The sequence below is a fragment of the Fundidesulfovibrio terrae genome, from assembly GCF_022808915.1.
Classification (GTDB): domain Bacteria; phylum Desulfobacterota; class Desulfovibrionia; order Desulfovibrionales; family Desulfovibrionaceae; genus Fundidesulfovibrio; species Fundidesulfovibrio terrae.
In genome coordinates this window covers 489,181-511,885 of sequence record NZ_JAKZFS010000002.1, presented here as the reverse complement: position 1 = coordinate 511,885, position 22,705 = coordinate 489,181, and the positions used below count along the sequence as shown (strand labels likewise).

Annotated in this window: 18 protein-coding genes; all 18 read left to right on the top strand. The window is 64.0% G+C overall.

Annotated features, from left to right (window positions below; all coding sequences use genetic code 11):
- Nucleotide 1: 1 nt before the first annotated feature.
- Nucleotides 2–445, top strand: coding sequence for a NuoI/complex I 23 kDa subunit family protein (locus tag ML540_RS09430; RefSeq protein WP_243360252.1), 444 nt, complete (start codon nt 2–4; stop codon nt 443–445).
- Nucleotides 442–966: an NADH-quinone oxidoreductase subunit J family protein gene (locus ML540_RS09425; RefSeq protein ID WP_243360249.1), complete on the top strand. Its 525-nt coding sequence runs from the start codon at nt 442–444 to the stop codon at nt 964–966. The genes ML540_RS09430 and ML540_RS09425 overlap by 4 nt, the downstream gene beginning before the upstream one ends.
- Entirely contained in the window at nt 963–1,289 is a 327-nt protein-coding gene (nuoK, locus tag ML540_RS09420; protein ID WP_243360247.1) for an NADH-quinone oxidoreductase subunit NuoK, read from the top strand. The genes ML540_RS09425 and nuoK overlap by 4 nt, the downstream gene beginning before the upstream one ends.
- Nucleotides 1,290–1,307: 18 nt before the next feature.
- Nucleotides 1,308–2,804 (top strand): monovalent cation/H+ antiporter subunit D family protein, encoded by a 1,497-nt coding sequence (locus ML540_RS09415; RefSeq protein ID WP_243360245.1) that lies wholly within the window; start codon nt 1,308–1,310, stop codon nt 2,802–2,804.
- Nucleotides 2,801–3,052, top strand: a complete 252-nt coding sequence (locus ML540_RS09410) for a hypothetical protein (RefSeq protein ID WP_243360242.1) — start codon at nt 2,801–2,803, stop codon at nt 3,050–3,052. The genes ML540_RS09415 and ML540_RS09410 overlap by 4 nt, the downstream gene beginning before the upstream one ends.
- A complete protein-coding gene (locus tag ML540_RS09405; RefSeq protein WP_243360239.1) occupies nt 3,042–4,838 on the top strand; it encodes a Na(+)/H(+) antiporter subunit D in 1,797 nt (598 codons plus the stop codon). The genes ML540_RS09410 and ML540_RS09405 overlap by 11 nt, the downstream gene beginning before the upstream one ends.
- Before the next feature lie 23 nt (nt 4,839–4,861).
- Nucleotides 4,862–6,385 carry an NADH-quinone oxidoreductase subunit M gene (locus ML540_RS09400; RefSeq protein WP_243360237.1) on the top strand — a complete coding sequence of 508 codons (1,524 nt, stop codon included), beginning with the start codon at nt 4,862–4,864 and terminating at the stop codon, nt 6,383–6,385.
- A 36-nt stretch (nt 6,386–6,421) separates the two neighbouring features.
- Entirely contained in the window at nt 6,422–7,843 is a 1,422-nt protein-coding gene (locus ML540_RS09395) for an NADH-quinone oxidoreductase subunit N (protein ID WP_243360235.1), read from the top strand.
- A gap of 287 nt (nt 7,844–8,130) precedes the next feature.
- Nucleotides 8,131–9,837 (top strand): sigma-54 interaction domain-containing protein, encoded by a 1,707-nt coding sequence (locus ML540_RS09390; RefSeq protein ID WP_243360233.1) that lies wholly within the window; start codon nt 8,131–8,133, stop codon nt 9,835–9,837.
- Nucleotides 9,838–10,255: 418 nt separating this feature from the next.
- On the top strand, nt 10,256–11,575 hold the full coding sequence (gabT, locus tag ML540_RS09385; protein ID WP_243360230.1) for a 4-aminobutyrate--2-oxoglutarate transaminase: 1,320 nt from the start codon (nt 10,256–10,258) through the stop codon (nt 11,573–11,575).
- A 69-nt stretch (nt 11,576–11,644) separates the two neighbouring features.
- The gene (locus ML540_RS09380) at nt 11,645–12,889 is read left to right on the top strand and encodes an ABC transporter substrate-binding protein (protein WP_243360228.1); all 1,245 of its coding nucleotides are present in this window, start codon (nt 11,645–11,647) and stop codon (nt 12,887–12,889) included.
- Between the two features lie 66 nt (nt 12,890–12,955).
- A complete protein-coding gene (locus tag ML540_RS09375; RefSeq protein ID WP_243360226.1) occupies nt 12,956–13,840 on the top strand; it encodes a branched-chain amino acid ABC transporter permease in 885 nt (294 codons plus the stop codon).
- Nucleotides 13,841–13,851: 11 nt separating this feature from the next.
- Nucleotides 13,852–14,856: a branched-chain amino acid ABC transporter permease gene (locus ML540_RS09370; protein WP_243360222.1), complete on the top strand. Its 1,005-nt coding sequence runs from the start codon at nt 13,852–13,854 to the stop codon at nt 14,854–14,856.
- A complete protein-coding gene (locus ML540_RS09365; RefSeq protein ID WP_243360220.1) occupies nt 14,853–15,578 on the top strand; it encodes an ABC transporter ATP-binding protein in 726 nt (241 codons plus the stop codon). Before ML540_RS09370 ends, ML540_RS09365 begins: the two co-directional genes overlap by 4 nt.
- The gene (locus tag ML540_RS09360; protein WP_243360219.1) at nt 15,565–16,275 is read left to right on the top strand and encodes an ABC transporter ATP-binding protein; all 711 of its coding nucleotides are present in this window, start codon (nt 15,565–15,567) and stop codon (nt 16,273–16,275) included. Before ML540_RS09365 ends, ML540_RS09360 begins: the two co-directional genes overlap by 14 nt.
- 8 nt (nt 16,276–16,283) lie before the next feature.
- A complete protein-coding gene (locus ML540_RS09355) occupies nt 16,284–18,050 on the top strand; it encodes an aldehyde ferredoxin oxidoreductase family protein (RefSeq protein ID WP_243360217.1) in 1,767 nt (588 codons plus the stop codon).
- A 98-nt stretch (nt 18,051–18,148) separates the two neighbouring features.
- Nucleotides 18,149–19,498, top strand: coding sequence for an NADP-specific glutamate dehydrogenase (gdhA, locus tag ML540_RS09350; RefSeq protein ID WP_243360216.1), 1,350 nt, complete (start codon nt 18,149–18,151; stop codon nt 19,496–19,498).
- 137 nt (nt 19,499–19,635) lie between these two features.
- Nucleotides 19,636–22,656 (top strand): PEP/pyruvate-binding domain-containing protein, encoded by a 3,021-nt coding sequence (locus tag ML540_RS09345; RefSeq protein WP_243360215.1) that lies wholly within the window; start codon nt 19,636–19,638, stop codon nt 22,654–22,656.
- The last annotated feature ends 49 nt before the right edge of the window (nt 22,657–22,705 follow it).

Sequence of the window (22,705 nt, the reverse complement as noted above, 5' to 3'; positions counted from 1 at the left end):
CATGACCCGCTACCTGAAAGAGATCATAAGCGGCACGTGGAGCCTGTTCGTCGGGATGGGCATCACCATCAAGTACTTCTTCCAGCCGGTGGTCACGCTGCAGTACCCCCACGAAGCCGTGCCCATGACGCCCCGCTACCGGGGGCACACCCAGCTCGTGTGGGACGAACGCAAGGGCGGCGACAAGTGCATCGTCTGCAACGCCTGCATGAAGACCTGCCCGTCGGGGTGCATCTCCCTGGCCGGGGAGAAGCTCGAAGGGGCCAAGCAGAAATCGCTGACCAAGTACGAACTCAACTTCACCACCTGCAGCCTGTGCGGCCTGTGCGTGGAGGTCTGCCCCACCGAGGCGCTGGAGTTCTCCAAGGACTACAACATCGCCGGGCGCAGCGAGGACGAGTTCAAGTATGACCTCCTGAAGAGACTGAAGGAGACCCATTCATGACCCCTTCCATCCTGTCGGCCGAAGGGCTCTCGGGCATTGTCTTCCTCTGCTTCCTGGCCGCCACCGTGGCCGGGGCGTTCATCGCCGTGGGCGCGCAGAGGCTCATCCGGAGCGTCGCCGGGCTTGCGCTGAGCTTTTTGGGCGTGGCCGGGCTCTACTACTACCTGGGCAGCCCCTTCGTGGCCCTCATGCAGCTGCTCATCTACGTGGGCGCGGTCTGCGTGACCATCGTCTTCGCCATCATGCTGGCCGAGAACGACGACGGCCCGAACCCCAAGCGCAAGGCCATCCTGAAGATAGCGGGCCTTCCGGCCAGCGTGGTGCTCATCTGGGCGCTGTCCGCCCTGGCCTGCCGCACGGATTGGGTGAAGCTGCCCCAGACCGGCGACGGCTCGCTGGAGGGTGTCGGCCGGGCGCTGCTCACCACGTTCGGGATGAACTTCGAACTCATCTCCCTGGTCCTGTTGGTGGCCATCGTCGGGTCGCTCGTGCTGGCGCGGTCCGGAAGGAGCAAGTCATGAGCATCCTCGCCTTGAGCGGAAGCCTGGAGACCTACCTGGTCGTGGGCGCTTTCCTCTTCGGCATCGGCGTCTACGGCATGGTGCAGCGCCCATCCTTCATCGGCATGCTCATCTGCGCCGAACTGGTGCTAGGCGGGGCCTCGGTCAACTTCATGGCCTTCAACCATTTCCTGGCTCCGGACCAGGCCGTGGGGCAGATATTCACCCTGTTCATCATGGCCATCGCCGCCGCAGAGACGGCCATCGCGCTCTCCATCATCATCGCCGTGTACCGCAACTACAAGTCCATCGAGGCCGAAGACGCCGTGGATCTGAACGGTTAGAGAGAGGAAAAGACAGGCATGGACATCATCGCATCCTCGAAGCCGCTCCTGGCCGTGCTGGCGGCGCTCACGGGATCCATCCTGGTGGCGCTTTCGGGCAAGAAGCCCAACGTGCGCGAGAGCTGGTCCGCCATTGCCGCCGTGACCATGTTCGGGATCATCGCATCCATGATCCCGGATGTGGCCCCCGCGCCGCTGGGACAGGGCAAGACACTCGTGTGCCAGATTTTCAAGGTGCTGCCCGGCCTGTCCGTCACCTTCCGGGCGGACGCCTTCTCCATGATCTTCGCCGTGGCCGCGTCGTTCCTCTGGATCATCGCCGTGTTCTACTCGGCCGGGTACATGAGGGGCCTGCACGAACACGCCCAGACCCGCTTCAACACCTGCTTCGCCCTGGCCCTCTTCGGCGCGGCGGGCGTGGCCTTCGCCGACAACCTCTTCACCATGTACCTCTTCTACGAGATCGTCAGCGTCTGCACCTACCCCCTGGTCGCACACCACCAGGACGAGGAAGGCTACGAGGGCGGCAAGAAGTACATCCTCTACCTGACCACCACCGCCAAGGGCCTGGTGCTCCCGGCCATGATCCTCATCTACGTCATGACCGGTACCCTGGACTTCGCCCACGACATCCACCAGGGCGTCTTCGGCGCGGGCGCCAACGGCACCCTGGTCACGATCCTCTACGTCTGCTGCCTGCTGGGCTTCGCCAAAAACGGCGTCATGCCCTTCCACAACTGGTTGCCCAGCGCCATGGTGGCCCCCACCCCGGTCTCTGCCCTCTTGCACGCGGTGGCAGTGGTCAAGGTGGGCGTGTTCTGCACCACAAGGGTCATGCTCTACGTGTTCGGCGTGGACACCATGCAGGCCCTGAACCTGGGCGTGCCCACCGCCTACTTCGTGTCCTTCACCATACTCACGGCGTCCGTCATCGCCCTTTCCAAGGACAACCTGAAGGCCCGGCTGGCCTACTCCACGGTGAGCCAGCTCTCCTACATCATCCTGGGCGTGTCGCTGCTCACCATCGACGGCATCCAGGGCGGCTTGGTGCACATCGCCAACCACGCCTTCTCCAAGATCACGCTCTTCTTCTGCGCCGGCGCCATCTACGTGGCCACGCACAAGAAATCCATCTCCGAGATGAGCGGGCTCGGGCGAACCATGCCGTTCACCTTCGCGGCCTTCGCCATAGCCTCGCTCAGCATGATCGGAGCGCCTCCGGTGGCGGGCTTCGTCACCAAGTGGAAGCTCCTGGTCGGGGCCATGGAGATGCCCGCGCACTCCATGGGCATCCTGCTCATCCTTCTGGCCAGCACGCTTCTCAACGTGGCCTACTTCGCGCCCGTCACCTACAGGGCCTTCTTCGGCAGGCGTCCGGCTGGCGAGGCGTATGAGGGCATCAAGGAAGCTCCGCTCTCCATGGTCATTCCTATCATGATCGCGGCGGTCATCTCCGTGGTCATCGGCATCTACCCGGATTTCTTCATGACCTTCGTCAAGGCGGTGACAGGATGATAGTCAGGATCATTGAACTGCTGCGCGACAACCTGAAGCGCGTCGTGCATCTCTGCTACGTGGCTTTGGCGCTGCTCGTGGCCTGGGACGTCCTGTTCGTGGACAAGGAACACGCCCACACCTGGTTCGAAAAGCTGCCCGGATTCTGGGCCGTGTTCGGATTCGTGGCCTGCGTGGTGATCATCCTCTTCTCGAAATGGTTCGGCCACCTGGGAATCATGACCCGCGAGGACTACTATGATCGGTAACTTCTGGCTGCATCCGACCGTGATCTACCTGGTCGGGGCCTTCCTCTTGCCGCTGATCCCCCGGGAGCTGAAAAAGCCGTACCTGGTGGTCGTTCCGGTGCTGGCCTTCATGGACGTGCTCTTCATGCAGGGGGCCACCGGCACCCACGGCGTGGTCCACTACATGAACTGGACCCTGACCTTCGGTCGGGTTGACGGCTTGAGCTTGGTGTTCGGCCACATCATGACCCTCATGTGCATCATCGGCACCATCTACGGCCTGCACGTGGAGCAGGACTCCCAGCACATCGCGGCCTGGCTCTACGTGGGCGGATCGCTCGGGGTCATCTTCTGCGGCGACTACCTGGTGCTGTTCCTGTTCTGGGAGATGATGGCCTTCTCGTCGGTGTTCCTGATCTGGTTCAGGGGACGCAAACAGTCGCTGGGGGCGGGCTACCGCTACCTTCTGGTGCACACGGCGGGCGGCCTGTTCCTGCTGGCCGGACTGGTGCTGCGCTACCAGGCCACCGGGGGAGACCTGACCTTCGGGCCCATCGGCGTGGAGCACGCCACCCTGCCCACCTACCTCATCCTGATCGGCTTCATCCTGAACGCCGCCGTGCCCCCCTTCCACGCCTGGCTGCCCGACGCCTACGCGGAAGCCACGGTGAACGGCGCGGTGTTCATGTGCGCCTTCACCACCAAGACCGCCATCTACGCCCTGGCCCGGGCCTTCGCGGGCATGGAGATCTTGGTGCCGCTCGGCGTGTGCATGGCCCTCTACGGCGTCGTCTACGCGGTGCTGGAGAACAACACCCGCAAACTGCTGGCCTACCACATCATCAGCCAGGTGGGATACATGGTGGCGGGCGTGGGCATCGGCACCCAGATGGCCATCAATGGAGCGTGCGCGCACGCCTTCGCCCACATCCTCTACAAGGGACTTCTCTTCATGGGCTGCGGCTCGGTGCTGCACATGACCGGCAAGAGCGACTTCAGCGAGCTGGGCGCGCTCTTCAACAGGATGCCCCGGACCTTCGTGTTCACGCTGATCGGCGGTCTCTCCATATCCGCGTTCCCCCTGTTCAGCGGCTTCGTCAGCAAATCCATGATCGTTGTGGCCGGGTTCGAGGCGCACAGCAACCTGCCCGCGTTCCTGCTGCTGGTGGCCTCGGCCGGTACCTTCCTGCACACCGGCCTCAAGGTTCCCTACTACATCTGGTTCGGCAAGAACAACTGCAGCACGGAAACATGCAAGAAGGCCAAAGACCCGCCCATGAACATGCAATGGGCCATGGCCATCGCCTCTTTCCTGTGCATCTTCATCGGATGCTACACGCCCTACCTCTACGACATGCTGCCGTATCCCGAGGTGGCCCGTGAATACCATCCGTACACGGCCTACCACGTTTCGGAATCCTTGCAGATCCTGCTGTTCACCGCCCTGGGCTTCTTCCTGCTCTTAAAAAAGCTCACGCCCGAGGCCAAGATCAGCCTGGACATGGACTGGTTCTACCGCATGGGCGGCCGGGCCTTCTTGTGGATCGCCAGCAAGCCCATCCAGTGGGCCGACAACTGCGTCAACGAGGCCTACCGAGTCATCGGCCTGATTCCGCTCATGGCTACGGCCAGCTTCTGGTCCTGGTTCGACTGGAACGCCATCGACGGCGTGGTCGACGGCATCGCCAGGACCGTGCGCGGCGTGGGCGGCAAGCTCCGCACCGTGCAGAGCGGCCAGCTGCAGTACAGCATCTTCTACGCCGTGTCCCTCGTGGCCATCGTGCTCGTCATCTACGTGTTTGCCTGATCCAAACGGGAGGGCTTAAGGGAATGGACTTTCTGATACTCAACGACCTGGGGTTCCCCATCCTGAGCGTGCTGATATTCCTGCCGCTCGCCGGGGGGCTCCTCATGCTGTGCATCCCCGGCGACACGGCGGCGAAATACTGGGCCCTTGCGGTGACCCTGGCCACGGCCGCGATCTCCCTGCCGCTGTACTCGCACTTCGACGCCAGCACCGCGCGCTACCAGTTCGGCGAGCACCTGCCCTGGATCAAGGCCCTGGACATCAACTACACCCTGGGCATCGACGGCATCTCGCTCCTCCTGGTGCTCATGACGACGCTGCTCATGCCTTTGTGCGTGCTTGGCTCGTGGAAGTACATCGACAAGCGCGTCAAGGAGTTCATGTTCTGCCTGCTCGTCATGGAGACATCCATGCTGGGCGTGTTCATGGCCCTGGACTTCGTGCTCTTCTACGTGCTCTGGGAGGCCATGCTCATCCCCATGTACCTGCTCATCGCCATCTGGGGCGGGCCGCGCAAGGTATATGCCTCCATCAAGTTCTTCCTGTACACCCTGGCCGGATCGGTGCTCCTTCTGGTCGCCATCATCGGCCTCTACGTCAGCAAGGGCACCTTCTCCATCCCGGCGCTCATGGGCCAGGACTACTCCACCACCTTCCAGATGCTCGTGTTCCTGGCTTTCTTCCTGGCCTTCGCCATCAAGGTGCCCATGTTCCCCTTCCACACCTGGCTGCCCGCAGCCCACGTGGAGGCGCCCACCGCGGGCAGCGTCATCCTGGCCTCGGTGCTCCTGAAAATGGGCACCTATGGCTTCCTGCGCTTCTGCCTGCCCATTACGCCAGAAGCCACCCGGTACTTCCTGCCGTACGTGCTCTGGCTCTCCATCGCGGGCATCCTCTACGGCGGCTTCACAGCCCTGGCCCAGAAGGACATGAAGAAGCTCATCGCCTACTCGAGCGTCGGCCACATGGGCTTCGTGACCCTGGGCATCTTCCTCCTGAACCAGCGGGGCATCGAGGGCGCCATCCTGCAGATGATCAACCACGGCATCACCACGGGCGCGCTGTTCTTCTGCGTGGGCATGATCTACGAGCGCACCCACAGCCGCGAACTGGCCGTGGCCGCCGGAGTCGGCAAATACATGCCCTTCTACGTCACCTACCTGGCCTTCTTCTCGCTCTCGTCGCTGGCCTTCCCGGGCACCAACAGCTTCGTGGGAGAGTTTTTGATCCTGGCGGGCAGCTTCGCCCAGAACAAGATCCTCTCGGCCTGCGCCATCCCCGGGGCCGTGCTGGCCGCGGCCTACATGCTGCGCATGCTCCAGCGGGTCATCTGGGGCGGCACGGACAACCCCGACCAGTCCGCGCTCACCGACCTCAACCTGCGCGAGATCGTGACCCTGGCCCCGCTTCTGATGTTCGTGTTCTGGATCGGGCTCTCGCCCGAGCCCTTCATGGACGTGATGCACGCAAGCGTCACCAACCTGATCAAGCAGACCGGACTGGCGTCGAACGGGGCCGTGACCCTTTCGAGCCTGATGCTTCCGTAGAAATCAACGCACGAGAACCAACGCAAAGGCTACATCATGAAGCTCACGTTGTTCGCCCCGGAACTGTTCCTCCTTGTGGGAAGTCTGGTGCTCTTCCTGGCAGGCTCCTTCGGAGCCTCGGGCCGCAAGGCCCGGGCGATCACCCTGGCCGTGGCCCTCGGCGGCCTGGTGGTCTGCATCTCCAGCCTGCACGCCCAGGGGATGCTGTTTTATGACACGTACAAGGTGGACCTCTTCTCCCAGATGCTCAAGCTGGCCATGACCGCCGGCTTCGCCGCGGTGCTCCTCTTCGGCACGGAACTCAAGGGCGTGGCCGACGACGTGCGGCCGGAATACTACCTGTTCCTGACGCTTTCGACGCTCGGGCTCCTGATGCTGGTGAGCAGCGTGGACCTCCTGACCGTGTTCATCTCGCTCGAACTGTCGTCGTATTCGCTCTACCTGCTGGTTCCCATGCGCGACGACCACTCGGGGCTGCGCATCCAGATGGAATCGGCCATCAAGTACATCCTCTTCGGGGTGGTGGCCACGGGCGTGATGCTCTTCGGCATGAGCTACGTCTTCGGCCTCACCGGCACCACCTTCCTGGCCGCCGCCGTCCCGGCCCTGCACGCCATGCAGTTCTCCCCCGCCGCGGTGATTGCCGTGGCCCTGACCATGGGCGGGTTCTTCTTCAAGCTGGCGGTGTTCCCCTTCCACTTCTGGGCCCCGGACGTGTACCAGGGCGCCTCCAACGAGACCACGGCCTTCATCGCCTCGGTCCCCAAGGTGGCCGCCGTGGCGCTGCTCATCCGCATCGCCATGATGACCCCGTCCGACTCCCACGCCGTGGTCTCTCTTCTGGCCCTGCTCTCGGTGTGCTCCATGTTCTACGGCAACCTGGTGGCCCTGGTGCAGACCGACTTCAAGCGCATGCTGGGCTTCTCCGGCATCGCCCATGCCGGATACGTTCTCCTGGGCATCGTCACCCTGCGCGAGTCCGGCTACGCCATGGCCGTCTATTACATCATCGGTTACCTGGCCATGACCGTGGCCGGGTTCATGGTGGCCTGCAAGGTGTCCAAAAACGGCGAGAACGTCTCCATCGCGGACCTCGGCGGCCTCTACAAGCGCTCGCCGCTCCTGGCCTTCACCCTGGCCGTGAGCATGTTCGGCATGGCGGGCATTCCGCCCTTCGTCGGCTTCATGAGCAAGTTCCTGCTCCTGACCGAGGCGTACAACGCCGGGCTCCTCTGGCTGGTCGTGCTGGCCGCCATCAACACCGCCATCTCCATCTACTACTATCTGTCCGTGGTGCGCGTGACCTACACCAGCGAGGCCGAGGACCCCTCCCTCCTGCACGTGGACGGGGCCACCAAGGCGGTGAGCGTCATCCTGGTGGCCATCATCATCGCCCTGGGCCTGCTCCCGGACACCGTGGTGAAAGTTGCCTCCGAGGCGGTGAAGACGCTGCTGTAGAGCGCAGGGAGGTTAAACGGCCGGAGGAGGAAGATGCCTCCGGCGGCCAAAGGGTTGACTCGTGTCGTCCTGGCCTTCGCCCTGCGGGCTCTGCAAGCAGCGCCCAATTACGCAGGATAGCGGAATTGGCAGTCCCTTTTGGAATTCCGTCTTCTTGGCGCGGTTGATCCCGAGCAGACTTGGCCCTGTGGCGGCAGGCCCGGAATGGCACGCATTTGTGGGTTGCATCTCCTCACTTTTCCAGTCTATTTACATCCATGGCAATCAAGCGCGGACTTGGCCCGACAGTGTCACGGAAACCGGCCTTTCTGGCTGACGACGTGCTGCGCTCCCTTGGCAGGGGCGTCCTGGCCGTGGACTCCGAGGGCCGCGTCGAGTCCGTGAATCCCAGGGCGGAACTGCTGCTCAGGCTCCACGCCGCCCCGGGCGAGGCATTGCCCGAACACCTGCGCGAAATCTCCGAACGCATCCGCGCCTGCCTCGAAGGCCAGGGCCTGCCCCCGGCCATCCTGAACGTGGCGGGGCGGCTCCTCCTGGTGGAAACCGCCCCGGTCAGGCTGCGAGGCAGGACCGCCGGGGTCGCCGTGCTGGTTGACGAACCGCCCCCATCCGCCCTGCCCGCACCCGAAATACCCCTTCGCGCCGTCCTGGACTCCATATCCGAGGGCATCTGGATCTGCGACGGCGAGGGCACCATCCTGGACATCAACCGCGAATCCCAGCGCCTGAACTCCGTGGCGGCCACGGACTACATCGGCCGCAGCATCCGCTGCATCATCGACGAGGGTCTGGTCGACCATTCCGTGACCCTGGACGTGCTGCGCTACAAGCGCCAGTCCAGCATCATCCAGCGCATCACCAAGACCGGCAAGCAGCTCCTGGTGACCGGCTCCCCTGTCTTCGACGAGAGCGGCGCGATCTCCCTGGTGGTCACCAACGAACGCGACGTCACCGAACTGAACGCCCTGCGCGAGGGCCTGCAGAACGCCCGCAAGGTGGAGGAGAAGTACCGCAACGAACTGGCCGAACTCTCCATGCTGGAACTCCGCCAGAAGGATATCGTGGCCGACAGCCCAGCCATGCGCCACTGCCTGCACGCGCTCTTGAAGCTGGCCAACATGGACGCCTCGCGCATCCTGATCCTGGGCGAATCGGGCACGGGCAAGGGGCTCCTGGCCAAGTTCGTGCACCAGAACAGCCCGCGCGCCAAGAAGCCCTTCATCCCCATCAACTGCCCGGCCGTGCCGGAAAACCTCTTCGAGGCCGAACTCTTCGGCTACGAGAAGGGGGCCTTCACCGGCGCGCTCAAGCAGGGCAAGGCCGGGCTCATCGAGCTGGCCAAGGGCGGCACTCTCTTCCTGGATGAGGTTGGCGACATCCCGCTGTCCGTACAGGCCAAGCTGCTCAAGTACCTGGACGACCACGAGCTGCGCCGCCTGGGCGGCTCCGAATCCAAGACGGTGGAGTGCGGCGTGGTGGCCGCCACTAACTGCGACCTGGAGCGCCTGGTGGAGCAGAAACGCTTCCGCAAGGACCTGTTCTTCCGCCTGAACACCTTCATCGTGCGCATCGCCCCCCTGCGCGAGCGCCGTGAGGACATCTTCGGGCTGGCCGAGTTCTACCTGGCGGGCTGCAACAGCCGCTACTCGAAAACCAAGCGCCTCTCGCCCCGGGCCATGCGGCTTCTGGAAGCCTACGACTATCCGGGCAACGTGCGCGAACTGGTGGGCATCATCCAGAAGGCCTTCGTCATGAGCGAGGGCGACGACCTGACCTCGGCCGTGGAGGAAGCCCTGGGCGTTGGCTCGGCCGCCGGGTTGCAGCAGGCGGCGCAGCTGCGCAACCTCACAGAGACCACAGATCTGGCCAGCATTCGGGTGCTCAGGCAGGCCGCCTCGCGCTGCCGCACCACGCGGGAGATGGCCACGTTCCTGGGCGTGAGCCAGTCCACGGTGGTGCGCAAGATGGCCAAGTACGGCATCAAGGCCGACTGATTCAAATCTGAATCAAGCCGTGTTTTCAATAACGAAAGAGTGCGCCATTTTCCGCCACGCCTACCGATCCAACACTGACAGTCCCTCGCGGGCAGGTGGTTTCCACCCGCACCGGTTATTTTCTCCGTCCGAGCTACTTTTCATCATCCGAAGAATTTTTCCTAAATTGTCAATCAAAGTGCGATTCAAAATTGAATCAAACTCAACTATCTATAATAATGATGTTTCCGCTGCCATTTGATTCAGAATAAGATCACGAAACAAATTCACAATAGGACTCAGAACACGCAACACCTCACAATAACATACTTTCTGACGGAACACCTCTCTGGCTTGCTTCTTGCTCAATTCATTGACCTTTTCGTGAAAAGGCAATGCTGAGGCCCAGCCCGAAACCTTCCCGCCAAGAGGAAAAACCGTGGGACAAAAAACTGATTCCGCCGAACTCCAGGCTCTGCGCGACCGCTACGTGCCCAAAGGCCCCTTCAACGCCTCCCGCTACATCGCGGCCAAGGCCGAAGGCGCACTCATCACCGACATCGACGGCCGCGAACTCATCGACTTCGCGGGCGGCATCGGCGTGGTCAACGTGGGCCACTGCCACCCCAAGGTCGTGGCCGCCCTCAAGGACCAGGCCGAAAAGTTCATCCACACCTGCTTCCACATCGTCATGTACGAGCCATACATCAAGCTGGCCGAAAAGCTCTGCCAGCTGGCTCCCGGCGGGTTCGACAAGATGGCCCTCTTCGCCAACTCCGGGGCCGAGGCCGTGGAGAACGCGGTCAAGATCGCGCGTAGCGCCACGGGCCGCCAGGGCGTCATCGTCTTCGACGGCGGCTTCCACGGCCGCACGCTCCTGACCATGACCATGACCAGCAAGGTCAAGCCCTACAAGTTCGGCTTCGGCCCCTTCGCCCCCGAAGTCTACCGCATGCCCTACGCCTACTGCTACCGCTGCCCCATGGGCCGCGACCGGGCCACCTGCGACGCCGCCTGCGCCGACCTGCTGAAGGACTTCTTCATCGGCTACACCGCAGCCGAGAACGTGGCCGCCCTGGTGGTGGAGCCCGTGCTGGGCGAGGGCGGATTCGTGTCCCCGCCCGCCCGCTACTTCGAGAAGTTGCGCGCCATCTGCGCCGACAACGGCATCGTGTTCGTGGCCGACGAAGTGCAGACCGGCTTCGGACGCACCGGTAAATACTTCGCCATGGAGCACCACGGCATCGAAGCTGACCTCACCTGCGTGGCCAAGAGCCTGGGCGGCGGCATGCCCATCTCGGGCGTGGTGGGCCGGCGCGAGATCATGGACGCCCCCCAGGTGGGCGGCACCGGCGGCACCTACGGCGGCAACCCGCTGTCCTGCCGCGCGGCCCTGGCCGTGCTGGAGGCCTTCGAGGAGGACCAGCTCCTGGAAAAGGGCCGCATCCTTGGCGAGACACTGGAGAAGCGCTTCACCGAGTGGATGGGCAAATACGAGATCATCGGCGAGCAGCGCGGTCTCGGGCCCATGCGCGCCCTGGAACTGGTCACCGACCGGGAGAAGAAGACCCCCGCCACCACCCAGGCCAAGGCCCTGGTCAAGTTCTGCGTGGACCGGGGGCTCCTGCTGCTCTCCTGCGGAACACACGGCAACGTCATCAGGACGCTCATGCCCCTGGTGATCACCGGCGATCAGCTCGAACGCGGCCTGGCCATCATGGAGGAGGGCTTCCGTGAGCTCTCCCTGGGCCGCCTGTAGAGAGGTTCGCACAACCGGAATCGAGGTCGAGAAACGTACGCGCACAACCGTCAACGAAGGGAGCGACGCATGAACAAGGTGTCTTTCGGCAAGAAGCTGACCGGACTTATCGCGGCGGCCGTCCTGACCGCAGGCCTCTCGGGCCAGGCCCTGGCCCAGAAGACCATCAAGATCGGCAACGTGGAGCCGATGTCCGGCCCGTCGGCCTCGGTAGGGGTGCAGGGCAAGCAGGCCCGCGAAATGGCCATCGAAGAGATCAACGCCGCGGGCGGCATCAAGTCCCTGGGCGGGGCCAAGCTCGAGCTGGTCTACGCCGACTCCAAGTCCGACCCCACCGTGGGCGTCTCCGAAACCGAGCGCCTGATCAACACGGAAAAGGTCAACATCATGACCGGCTGCTGGAACTCCGCCGTCACCTACCCGGCCACCCAGACCGCCGAACGCTACGGCGTGCCCTTCGTGGTGCCCGTTTCCGTGCGCGACACCATCACCGAGCGCGGCTTCAAGTACGTGTTCCGCGTCGCCGCCAAGGACTCCTGGTGGGTGCGCGACCAGTTCCGCTTCCTGAAGGACATGCAGGAAGAGACCGGCGTGAAGATGAAGACCATCGCCTTCGTCTTCGAAAACGGCGACTGGGGCACCGGCTTCGCCGAGAAGTGGCGCGACCTGGCCAAGAAGGACGGCTACGAGATCGTGCTGGACGAGCCCTATCCCAGCACCGCCACCGACCTGACCCCCGTGGTCACCAAGATCAAGTCCGCCAACCCCGACGTGCTCATGCTGGTGTCCAACGCCGCCGACGCCATCCTCATGACCAACACCCTGGCCGAAATGAAGGTGAAGCCCAAGGTCACCATCGCCAGCGGCGGCGGCCACGCCGACCCCAAGTTCCTTGAGAACACCAACAAGAACGCCCTCAACATGTTCGACGAGGTGGAGTGGAACACCGACGTCAACAAGCCCGGCGCCAAGGAAACCAACGCCAAGTTCAAGGCCAAGTACGGCTACGACCTGGCCGGAGAATCCGTGGACGCCTACGCCGCCATGTACGTCATCGCCGACGCCTTCGAGCGCGCCGCCTCCACCGATCCCAAGAAGGTCCGCGACGCCCTGGCCGCCACCAACCTGACCAAGGGACCGGCCATGATCGTCTCCTACGACGGCGTGGAGTTCGACGAGAGCGGCCAGAACAAGAACGCCGGCATCGTCATCGTTCAGGTGGCCGAGATCGACGGCAAGCTGGACCGCGTCACCGTGTGGCCCAAGGCCGCCCGCCACGCCGGTTACAAGCCTGTGTTCCCCGCCAACAAATAAAGCCCTCTGAACGCCACCCCCCGGGCCGTACAGGCGGCCCGGGGGACAACACACCGGAGACGACGCATGACCGCGGTGATACAGGCGGTGATCAACGGCACCATGATGGGGGCCATGTACGGACTGACGGCGCTGGGCCTCACCCTGATCTTCGGGGTGATGAAAGTGGTGAACTTCGCCCACGGCTCGCTCCTGATGGTGGGCATGTTCACGGCCTACTGGCTGATCAAGCTTACCGGCATCCATCCCTATCTGGCTCTTCTGTTCGTTCCGCCGCTGCTCTTTTTCTTCGGCTACTCCATGCAGAACCTGCTCATCAAACCGGTCTTCAAGGCCGAACAGCAGGTGCGCGAACCCTTGACGGTCATCATCGTCACCACGGGCGTGTGGTACGTCCTGGACAACCTGGCCCTCATGCTCTTCGGCGCGGAATACCGCACCGTGCGCACGGCCATCACCGGAACGTCCTTCTCCCTTGGGGAAATAATCGTCTCCATCCCGAAATTTTCCGGATTCCTGGTGTCGCTGGCCACGGCGGCTGGCCTTTTGCTCTTCATGAAGAAGACCCGCACCGGCAAGGCCCTGCAGGCCACCAGCCTGGACCGCGAGGCCGCCAATCTGATGGGCATCGACCAGTACCGCATCTACAACATGGCCTTCGGCATAGGCACCGCCATCGCGGGCATCGCCGGCTGCGTCATCATCCCCTTCTACTACGTCTACCCCTCCGTGGGCGTGGTCTTCGACATCAGGGCCTTCATCATCGTGGTGCTGGGCGGCCTGGGCTCCATCCAGGGGGCCATGCTCGGCGGGGTGATCATCGGGCTCATCGAGTCGGTGTTCTCCCAATTCATGCCCTCCACCTGGACCGAGGCCATCATCTACGCCATCTTCCTGGTTATCCTCTTCGTCAAACCTTCCGGCTTATTCGGCCATAAACAGGACTGGTAGGAGGCGCGCACGTGAGCCGGAAACAACTCGACACGATACTCCTCTCTCTGGCCGCAGTGGTGAGCTTCACGCTCCCCCTGGTCATCGAGAGCCCGACGTACATGCAGATTCTCATCCTGCTCTTCTTCTACGCCTACCTGACCACGGCCTGGAACCTGGTGGGCGGCTTCGCGGGCGTTTTGCCCATGGGGCACTCGGTGTTCGTGGGCCTTGGGGCGTACACCTCCACAATCATGACCCTGCAATACGGCATCTCCCCCTGGATCGGCATGCTGGTGGGCGGGGTCATCGCCGCCCTCGTGGGCGTGCTCATAGGAAAACCCACCTTCCGCATGCGTGGAGCCTACTTCGCCCTGTGCACCATCGCCTTCGCCGAAGGCATCCGGGTGATGATCGAGAACATCGACTCCCTGGGGCCTTTCAAGCTGAACGGCCCCCGGGGCCTGCTCATCCCCCTCAAGGGCGACTCCTTCTGGAACTACCAGTTCATGCACAAAGAGCCCTACTACTACATCATCCTGACCATGCTGGTGCTGGTGCTGGCGCTCACCTGGTTCATCTCCAGGTCGCGCATGGGCTACTATCTGGCGGCGGGCGGCGAGGAGCCCGAGGCGGCCCAGGCGCTGGGCGTCAACGTGGCCCGCTACAAGCTCATCGCCATGGCCATGAGCTGCTTTCTGACCGCCCTGGCGGGCACCTTCTACGCTCAGCTCATGCTCTACTTCTATCCCAAGGGGCTTCTCGGCCTGGACCTCTCCTTCGAGATCGCCTTCATCGCCCTGATCGGCGGCCGGGGAACCATCGCCGGACCGCTGGTGGGCGCCCTGGCGCTTCGCCCCTTGAACGAGTTCACCCGCATTTACCTGAGCGACCAGCTGCCGGGTCTGCACCTGGTCATCTTCGGCCTGATCCTCATCCTGGTGATGCTCTACCAGCCCAAGGGCCTGACCGCGCCCCTGTCCAGGATCTACGACCGACTGGCCTGCAGGATCATCGGCAAGGGAGTCGCAAAATGAACATCCTCGAAATATCCGGACTCACCAAGCACTTCGGCGGCCTGACCGCCATCCACGACCTGGACCTGCACATCGCCAAGGGCGAAATCCTGGGCCTCATCGGCCCCAACGGCGCGGGCAAGTCCACCATGTTCAACTGCGTGGCCGGGGTGTTCCCGCCCTCTACAGGCGATATCCGCTTCAAGGGCGAGTCCATCGCCGGAAAGAAGCCCTGGGACCTCTGCGCCATGGGCCTGGCGCGCACCTTCCAGATCGTGAAGCCCTTCGGCTCCAAGACCGTGCTCTACAACGTGATGGTGGGGGCCTTCCTGCGCACCGGCTCCACGGCCAAGGCCCGCGAGATCGCCATGGACGTGCTCACCGAGCTGCAGCTCGACCACCGGGCCGACCAGCTCTCCGGCAACCTGACCATCGCCGACCGCAAGCGCCTGGAGATCGCCAAGGCCCTGGCCACCGGGCCGGAACTCCTGCTGTTGGACGAGGTCATGGCCGGGCTTCGACCGACCGAGGTGGACGACATGATCGACATCATCAAGGGCCTGCGCGACCGGGGCGTGACCGTATTCGTCATCGAGCACATCATGCGCGCGGTCATGGCCCTGTCCGACCGCGTGGTGGTCATCCAGTTCGGGGAGAAGATCGCCGAGGGCAAGCCCGAGGACGTCACCCGCGACGAGAACGTCATCAAGGCCTATCTCGGGAGGGAATATGGCGCTGCTTAGCGTGGAGAACATCGACGTCTTCTACGGGGACGTGCAGGTCATAAACGGGCTCTCCCTTGTGGTGAACGAGGGCGAGGTGGTCTCCATCATCGGCGGCAACGGCGCGGGCAAGTCCACTCTCCTGAAGACCATCTCGGGGCTCATGCAGGCGCGCTCGGGCGTCATCACCTTCCGGGGCGAGCACATCGAGGCGCTGCCCCCGGAGAAGATCGTGGAGAAAGGCATCGTCCACGTGCCCGAGGGCCGCAGGCTCTTCTCGCTCATGAGCGTGGCCGACAACCTGGAGATCGGGGCCTACACGAAAAAGGCCTATAAGCTGCGCGGAGAGACCCTGCGCCAAGTGTACGAGCTTCTGCCCAGGCTCATGGAGCGGCGCGAGCAGGTGGCCATGACCCTGTCCGGCGGCGAGCAGCAGATGGTGGCCATCGGACGCGGCCTTATGGCCATGCCCGGGCTTCTCATGCTCGACGAGCCCTCGCTCGGCTTGGCGCCCATCCTGGTGAAGTCCATCTTCGATACGCTGCGCAAAATCGCGGACACCGGCACCACGGTGCTGCTGGTGGAGCAGGACGTGCACCACTCCCTGAGCCTTTCCGACCGGGGCTACGTGCTGGAGCACGGCCGAGTGGCGCTCACGGGCAAGGCCTCCGAACTCATCGACAACCCGCACATCAAATCCGCCTACCTGGGCATGTGAGGCAGAGAATGCACGGCTTCTACGACAGGGTGCTCACCATCGACGTTTCGCGTCGCACCTTTTCCATCGATCTCGTGGTGGACGAAGTGCTGGAAGCCTGCCTGGGCGGCAAGGGCCTGGCCACGCACCTGCTGCTTGAGCGAAATCCCGCCGGGGTGGACCCGCTCTCCCCGGAGAACCGGCTCATCTTCGCCACCGGCCCCCTGTGCGGCGGGTCGGCCTGGGGAGCCAGCCGCTACGGCGTGTACACCAAGTCGCCCCTGACCGGGTTCTACGCAGAGTCATACTCGGGCGGACGCGTGCCAGAGGCCATCGACGCCACGGGATTCGACGCCGTGGTCATTGAAGGGGCTTCGGATACGCCGGTGGCCATCACCGTGCACCCGGAGGGCTGCGAGTTTCACGACGCCACCCCCCTGTGGGGCATGGACGTGTACAAATCCGAAGACGAGGCCCTGGCCCGCTTCGCCCGGCCGGAAGCCCCGGGAAAGCCCGGGGCCGTGGTCATCGGGCCTGCGGGCGAGAACCTGGTGCGCTTCGCCATGATCGCCAACGACAAGTGGCGTTGCGCCGGGCGCGCGGGCACGGGCGCGGTGATGGGGTCGAAGCGGATCAAGGCCATCGTGTTCCAGGGGGACCGCAAGCGCGTGCCTGCCGATCCCAAGGGACTTCGCGAATACGCCACGGCCTTCGCCAAGGCGGGCGTTACGAACAAGGGCGTGCAGGCCTACCGCGCCCAGGGCACCACCATGATGGTGGCCCTCATGAACACGGCCGGGGCCTTCCCGGCCAAGTACTGGACCCAGGGCAGCTGCGAGCACTGGCCCAACCTCTCGGGCGAGCGTTTCCACAAGGAGCACGAGGTCACGCCCCACGCCTGCCTGAAGTGCTTCATGGCCTGCGGGCGCATGGCCACCCTGAAGACCGGGCGTCACACGGGGCTCACCCTGGAAGGCCCCGAGTACGAGACCATCTACGCCTTCGGCGGGCTGTGCATGATCGAGGACATGGGCGAGGTGGTCTATTTGAACGACATCTGCGACCGCCTGGGCATGGACACCATCACCGCCGGCAACCTCTGCGCCTTCGCCATCGAAGCGGCGGCCCGGGGCGCGGTGGACATCGACATCACCTACAACGACGCCGACGCGGCCGCCCGGCTCATCGAGGACATCGCCGCCCAGCGTGGCGTGGGGGCGATTCTGGCCCAGGGCATCATCCCGGCGGCCAGGGCCTGGGGCCTGGAAGAGCTGGCCGTGCACGTGAAGGGAATGGAGCCCGCGGGCTACGACCCGCGCGTGCTCAAGGGCATGGGCCTGGCCTACGCCACCTCGGACCGGGGGGCCTGCCACCTGCGCACCACCTTCTACAAGCCGGAGCTGGCCGGATTCATCCCCGCCGACACCACCCAGGGCAAGGCCGAGATGCTCATCGACTACGAGGACCGGCTGACCATCTTCGACACCCTCATCCTCTGCCGCTTCTTCCGCGACCTCTACACCTGGGAGGAGCTGGAAAAGGTGATCACCCTGGTCACGGGCCTGGACGCCTCGAAAGAGGCCCTCAGGCGGCGCGCCGCCCACGTTGCGGACATGACCCGCACATTCAACCTGCGCGAGGGCCTGACCCCGGCCGACGACCGGCTGCCGGGGCGCCTGCACCGCGAGGCCCTGCCCGACGGCCGGGAACTGAAGGAAGAGGAGCTGTCGTTCATGCTCGGCGAATACTACCGCCTGCGGGGCTGGTCCCCCGAAGGCAGGCCTGCCGGGGCCTGACAACCCCCTCCCGGCGAGACTCCGAAACGGTTTTGCATCATCTTTGCGTTGCATTGGTCCGCATGTAGGCATTCTGAAACATACTACAGGAGGATGAGATGGAAGCGCTGATGGCCCTCGTGAAAGACCAGGACCCGCATGAGAAGGAATTCCATCAGGCGGTCAGTGAAGTTTTCGAGTCCATCAAGCCGCTTCTGGATTCGCGACCAGAATACCGCAAGGCGAAGATACTGGAGCGCCTCGTGGAGCCCGAACGGGTGCTCATGTTCCGCGTGACGTGGGAGGACGACGCAGGGGAAGTCCACGTGAACCGGGGCTACCGCATCCAGATGAACAGCGCCATCGGCCCGTACAAGGGTGGCCTGCGGTTCCACCCTTCCGTGAACCTCGGCATCCTGAAGTTCCTGGCCTTCGAGCAGGTCTTCAAGAACGCCCTGACCACGCTCCCCATGGGCGGCGGCAAGGGCGGGTCCGATTTCGATCCCAAGGGCAAGTCCGATTCCGAGGTCATGCGCTTCTGCCAGGCCTTCATGGCCGAACTCTGGCGGCATGTGGGCCAGTTCACGGACGTGCCCGCCGGCGACATCGGCGTCGGAGCTCGCGAGATCGGCTACCTGTACGGAATGTACAAGAAGCTGGCCAACGAGTTCTCCGGGGTGCTCACGGGCAAGAGCCTGAACTGGGGGGGCAGCCTGATACGCCCGGAAGCCACCGGCTACGGCTGCGTCTATTTCAGCGCCGAGATGCTCGCCGCCAGGAACCAGACCCTGGAGAACAAGGTCTGCCTGGTGTCCGGCTCCGGCAACGTCGCCCAGTACACCGTGGAGAAGCTCCTGGAGCTTGGCGCCAAGCCCGTGACCCTGTCCGACTCGTCCGGCTACATCTACGACGAGGAGGGCATCGACCAGGGCAAGCTCGATTTCGTCAAGCAGCTCAAGAACATCAGGCGCGGGCGCATCGAGGAGTACGCCCTGAAGTATCCTGGGGCGGTCTACACGGCCTGCGAGCAGGGCCGATCCTGCGACCCGCTGTGGAACCACAAGGCAGACTGCGCCTTCCCCTCGGCCACTCAGAACGAGATCAACGGCGCGGACGCCCAGAATCTGATCAACAACGGCGTGAAGGTGGTGGCGGAAGGGGCGAACATGCCCACCACCCCCGCCGGAGTGAACCTCTTTATCCAGGAGAGGATCCTCTACGGTCCGGGCAAGGCGGCCAACGCCGGCGGAGTGTCCGTGTCGGGGCTTGAAATGTCGCAGAACAGCATGCGCTTCTCCTGGCCCCGGGAAGAGGTGGACGACAGGCTGCGCATGATCATGCGCAGCATCCACCGCACCTGCGCCGACGCGGCCCAGGCCGCAGGAGCGCCCGGGAACTACGTCATGGGAGCCAACATCGCCGGATTCAAGAAGGTCGTGGAGGCCATGCTGGACCAGGGACTGCTTTGAGACGGCGCCCGCCCGCGCACGGGCGGGTCCGGCCCGCCTGTGCGCCGGGGTGTGGGACACGTTTTCGCGCCCTGATTGTCTTCGCGGCAGGGTATGGGCTATCCTAACTGCAAACGCCGGCGGGCCACGGACGGGCCATGCCCGGAGCGACCGAGACGGGCGGGATTGGCATGAAACTCATGGAGCGTGAGCTGTCGCGCGTGGCGGTGCTCGACTTCAGGGCCTTCCTGGAGTTGATGGCCAACAAGATACGGGAGATCCTGCTCGTCTCAAGCAGCTACGACGCCTTCATCATCGAGGAAGACGTGACGCTGGCGTCGCGCATCGTCTCGGAGTACAGCGGGCTCAACCTGTCCCAGCCCCCCCGGGTCACCCGAACTTCCTCCGCCCTGCGGGCGCTTGAGCTCTTAGGCGAGAGGAAGTTCGACCTGGTCATCACCATGCCCCACCTGGAGGACATGGACGCTGCGAGCTTCGGGGAGCGCGTCAAGCGCTTGAGCCCCTCCCTGCCCGTCTACCTGCTGGCTCACAGCCTGCGCTCCGTCCAAGCGGCGGACGAGAGCGCCGCCCTGGGGGGCATCGACAAGGTCTTCATCTGGTCCGGCAACGCCGACCTGCTGCTGTCCATCGTCAAGAGCACGGAGGACGTCCTCAACGTTGAGCACGACACCCGGCGCGCCGACGTCTGCGTGCTCATCCTGGTGGAGGATTCCCCGCTCTACTATTCGAGGCTTTTGCCCATCTTCTACAAGCAGATCGTCCGGCAGATACAGAACGTGCTCGAGTGCGGGGTCAACGAGGAGGAACGCCTGCTCATCATGCGCACCCGCCCCAAGATTCTGCTGGCGCGCAATTTCGAGGAGGCCTCCGCGCTCTACGACACGTACAAGTCCAACCTGCTCGGGGTCATATCGGACACGCGCTTCCCCAAGCAGGGCCGGCTGCACGCCAAGGCCGGGGTCGAACTGCTGTCCAGGGTCCGGGCGGAAATGCCCTTCCTGCCGCTTCTGCTCATGAGCTCCGAGACCTCCAACGGCCATGACGCCGAGGCCATCCAGTCGGAATTCCTGGACAAGAATTCTCCGAGACTCGTGAATGACGTGCAGGACTTTTTCCTTGCGCACCTGGGGTTCGGCGAATTCGTGTTCAGGACCCCGGACGGCCACGAGGCTGGCAGGGCCGACAGGCTGCGCACCCTGGAGGAGCGCCTGGCCCAGATGCCGGAGGAGTCCCTTCGCCACCATATCGAAAAGAAGGACTTGGCCAACTGGGTCATGATGCGCTCCGAAATCCCCCTGGCCACCGCCATCCGGGCAATCCGCAGCGACATGTTCGAAAGCGTCCGGGAAATGCGCGAGTATCTCATCTCGCTCATCCACCACGTGCGCAAATGGCGTCAGAAGGGCGTGGTTGCCAGGTTCAACCGCAAGGACTTCAAGCAGGACCTCTTAAGCGTCGCCAAGATCGGAAGCGGGTCGCTCGGCGGCAAGGCGCGGGGACTGGCCTTCATGTCCTCGGTGTTGAGCGAGGACATGAGCCTGGCCGAAAGGTTTCCGGAATGTCCCATCCAGGTGCCGCAGACCCTGGTGCTCGCAACCGACGTCTTCGAGGAGTTCGTGGAAAGAAACGGGCTGCGACGCTTCGCCGGGGAGGGATATGCCGACGCCGAGGTGGCCCGGGCGTTTTTGCGGGCGGAGATGCCCCCAGTCATCGTTTACGACATGGAGAAATACCTGGAGGAGATTCGCTATCCCCTGGCCGTGCGCTCCTCAAGCCTTTTGGAGGACGCCCAGTTCCAGCCCTACGCCGGCCTGTACGACACGCTCATGATCCCCAACGACCATTCCGACCCAGGCGAGCGGCTCAGGCAGCTCCTGGGCGCCATCAAGCTCGTCTACGCGTCGACCTGGTACGCAAGCCCGAAGGCTTTCGCTAAAAGCACCGCCAGCCAGGCCCAGGACGAGGCCATGGCCGTGGCCATCCAGCAGGTCGCGGGCGAGCGCCACGGCGATTTCTACTATCCGGCCATGGCGGGCGTGGCCCTGTCCCACAATTACTATCCCGTCTCGCGCATGCGGCCCGAGGACGGCATCGTGCACATGGTGGTCGGATTCGGCAAGGCGGTTGTCGAGGGAGGGATCTCCTTGCGGTTCTCGCCCAAGCATCCGCAAATATTGCCCCAGCTCGCCTCAGTGGAGGACATGCTCGCCAATACGCAGCGGGATTTCTTCTCCCTGCGTCTCGGCGGGCATGAAGCGCATGCGCCGTCGGAAGCCGGCGCCCACCTCGTGAAAAGGAACATCCACGACGCCCTGGGCGACTACCCCATCATGGCCTGCACCAGTACCTACGATCCGGCCGACAACCGCGTCCGGGATTCGGACGACACGGGCGGAGCGAAGGTCGTGCTTTTCTCCAGGATCATCCAGCACAAGCTCCTGCCACTGCCGGAGATGCTCTCCGGACTGCTTGCGCTCTTCCGCAAGAAGATCGGCTGTGACGTGGAGCTGGAATTCGCGGTGAACCTGGCCCGGGAGAACCCGCGCGCGTGCGGCTTCTATCTCCTCCAGGTGCGGCCCATGGCCACCGAAACCGGCCGTTTCGAGGCCGAAATCACCGAGGAGGAGCGCCAGGGCGCGTTCCTCACCTCCCGGCTGGCCCTGGGCGGCGGCAGGAGGAGCGACATAGCCGACATCGTGTTCGTCAGGCCGGAGGCCTTCGATCCCGCGCAGACGCAGGAGATCGCCGAGGAAATAGGCCAGGTGAATGCCGCGCTCGCACGCGAGGGACGGCCGTACCTGCTCATCGGGCCCGGGCGCTGGGGCTCCTCGGACCGCTGGCTGGGAATACCCGTGCAGTGGCGCCACATCTCCGCGGTGGGGGCCATGGTGGAATGCCGGGGAGCCATGATCAAGGCCGATCCCTCGCAGGGATCGCATTTTTTCCAGAACATCACCTCGCTTGGGATACCCTACGTGACCGTGACCGAAGGCGAGGGCGACGTCCTCGACTGGCGCCGGATCGAGTCCCTGCCGGTTGTGGCCGAGACCGCCCGGCTCAAGCACGTGCGGGCCCCTCGGGGATTGGTCATAAAGATCGACAGCAGGCGTTCGTGTTGCGTGATGACCTTCGGGACGTCTGTGGGGACGCCTGAATGAGCGGAGCAAGCCCAGGAAGAAACGCCGGATGTCCCGGCCCCGAGCACGC

What these genes read in the sequence shown, in the direction of transcription:
- ML540_RS09430 (WP_243360252.1), top strand. Translation starts at nt 2, where the DNA reads ATGACCCGCTACCTGAAAGAGATCATAAGCGGCACGTGGAGCCTGTTC.
- ML540_RS09425 (WP_243360249.1), top strand. Translation starts at nt 442, where the DNA reads ATGACCCCTTCCATCCTGTCGGCCGAAGGGCTCTCGGGCATTGTCTTC.
- nuoK (WP_243360247.1), top strand. Translation starts at nt 963, where the DNA reads ATGAGCATCCTCGCCTTGAGCGGAAGCCTGGAGACCTACCTGGTCGTG.
- ML540_RS09415 (WP_243360245.1), top strand. Translation starts at nt 1,308, where the DNA reads ATGGACATCATCGCATCCTCGAAGCCGCTCCTGGCCGTGCTGGCGGCG.
- ML540_RS09410 (WP_243360242.1), top strand. Translation starts at nt 2,801, where the DNA reads ATGATAGTCAGGATCATTGAACTGCTGCGCGACAACCTGAAGCGCGTC.
- ML540_RS09405 (WP_243360239.1), top strand. Translation starts at nt 3,042, where the DNA reads ATGATCGGTAACTTCTGGCTGCATCCGACCGTGATCTACCTGGTCGGG.
- ML540_RS09400 (WP_243360237.1), top strand. Translation starts at nt 4,862, where the DNA reads ATGGACTTTCTGATACTCAACGACCTGGGGTTCCCCATCCTGAGCGTG.
- ML540_RS09395 (WP_243360235.1), top strand. Translation starts at nt 6,422, where the DNA reads ATGAAGCTCACGTTGTTCGCCCCGGAACTGTTCCTCCTTGTGGGAAGT.
- ML540_RS09380 (WP_243360228.1), top strand. Translation starts at nt 11,645, where the DNA reads ATGAACAAGGTGTCTTTCGGCAAGAAGCTGACCGGACTTATCGCGGCG.
- ML540_RS09375 (WP_243360226.1), top strand. Translation starts at nt 12,956, where the DNA reads ATGACCGCGGTGATACAGGCGGTGATCAACGGCACCATGATGGGGGCC.
- ML540_RS09365 (WP_243360220.1), top strand. Translation starts at nt 14,853, where the DNA reads ATGAACATCCTCGAAATATCCGGACTCACCAAGCACTTCGGCGGCCTG.
- ML540_RS09360 (WP_243360219.1), top strand. Translation starts at nt 15,565, where the DNA reads ATGGCGCTGCTTAGCGTGGAGAACATCGACGTCTTCTACGGGGACGTG.
- ML540_RS09355 (WP_243360217.1), top strand. Translation starts at nt 16,284, where the DNA reads ATGCACGGCTTCTACGACAGGGTGCTCACCATCGACGTTTCGCGTCGC.
- gdhA (WP_243360216.1), top strand. Translation starts at nt 18,149, where the DNA reads ATGGAAGCGCTGATGGCCCTCGTGAAAGACCAGGACCCGCATGAGAAG.
- ML540_RS09345 (WP_243360215.1), top strand. Translation starts at nt 19,636, where the DNA reads ATGCCCGGAGCGACCGAGACGGGCGGGATTGGCATGAAACTCATGGAG.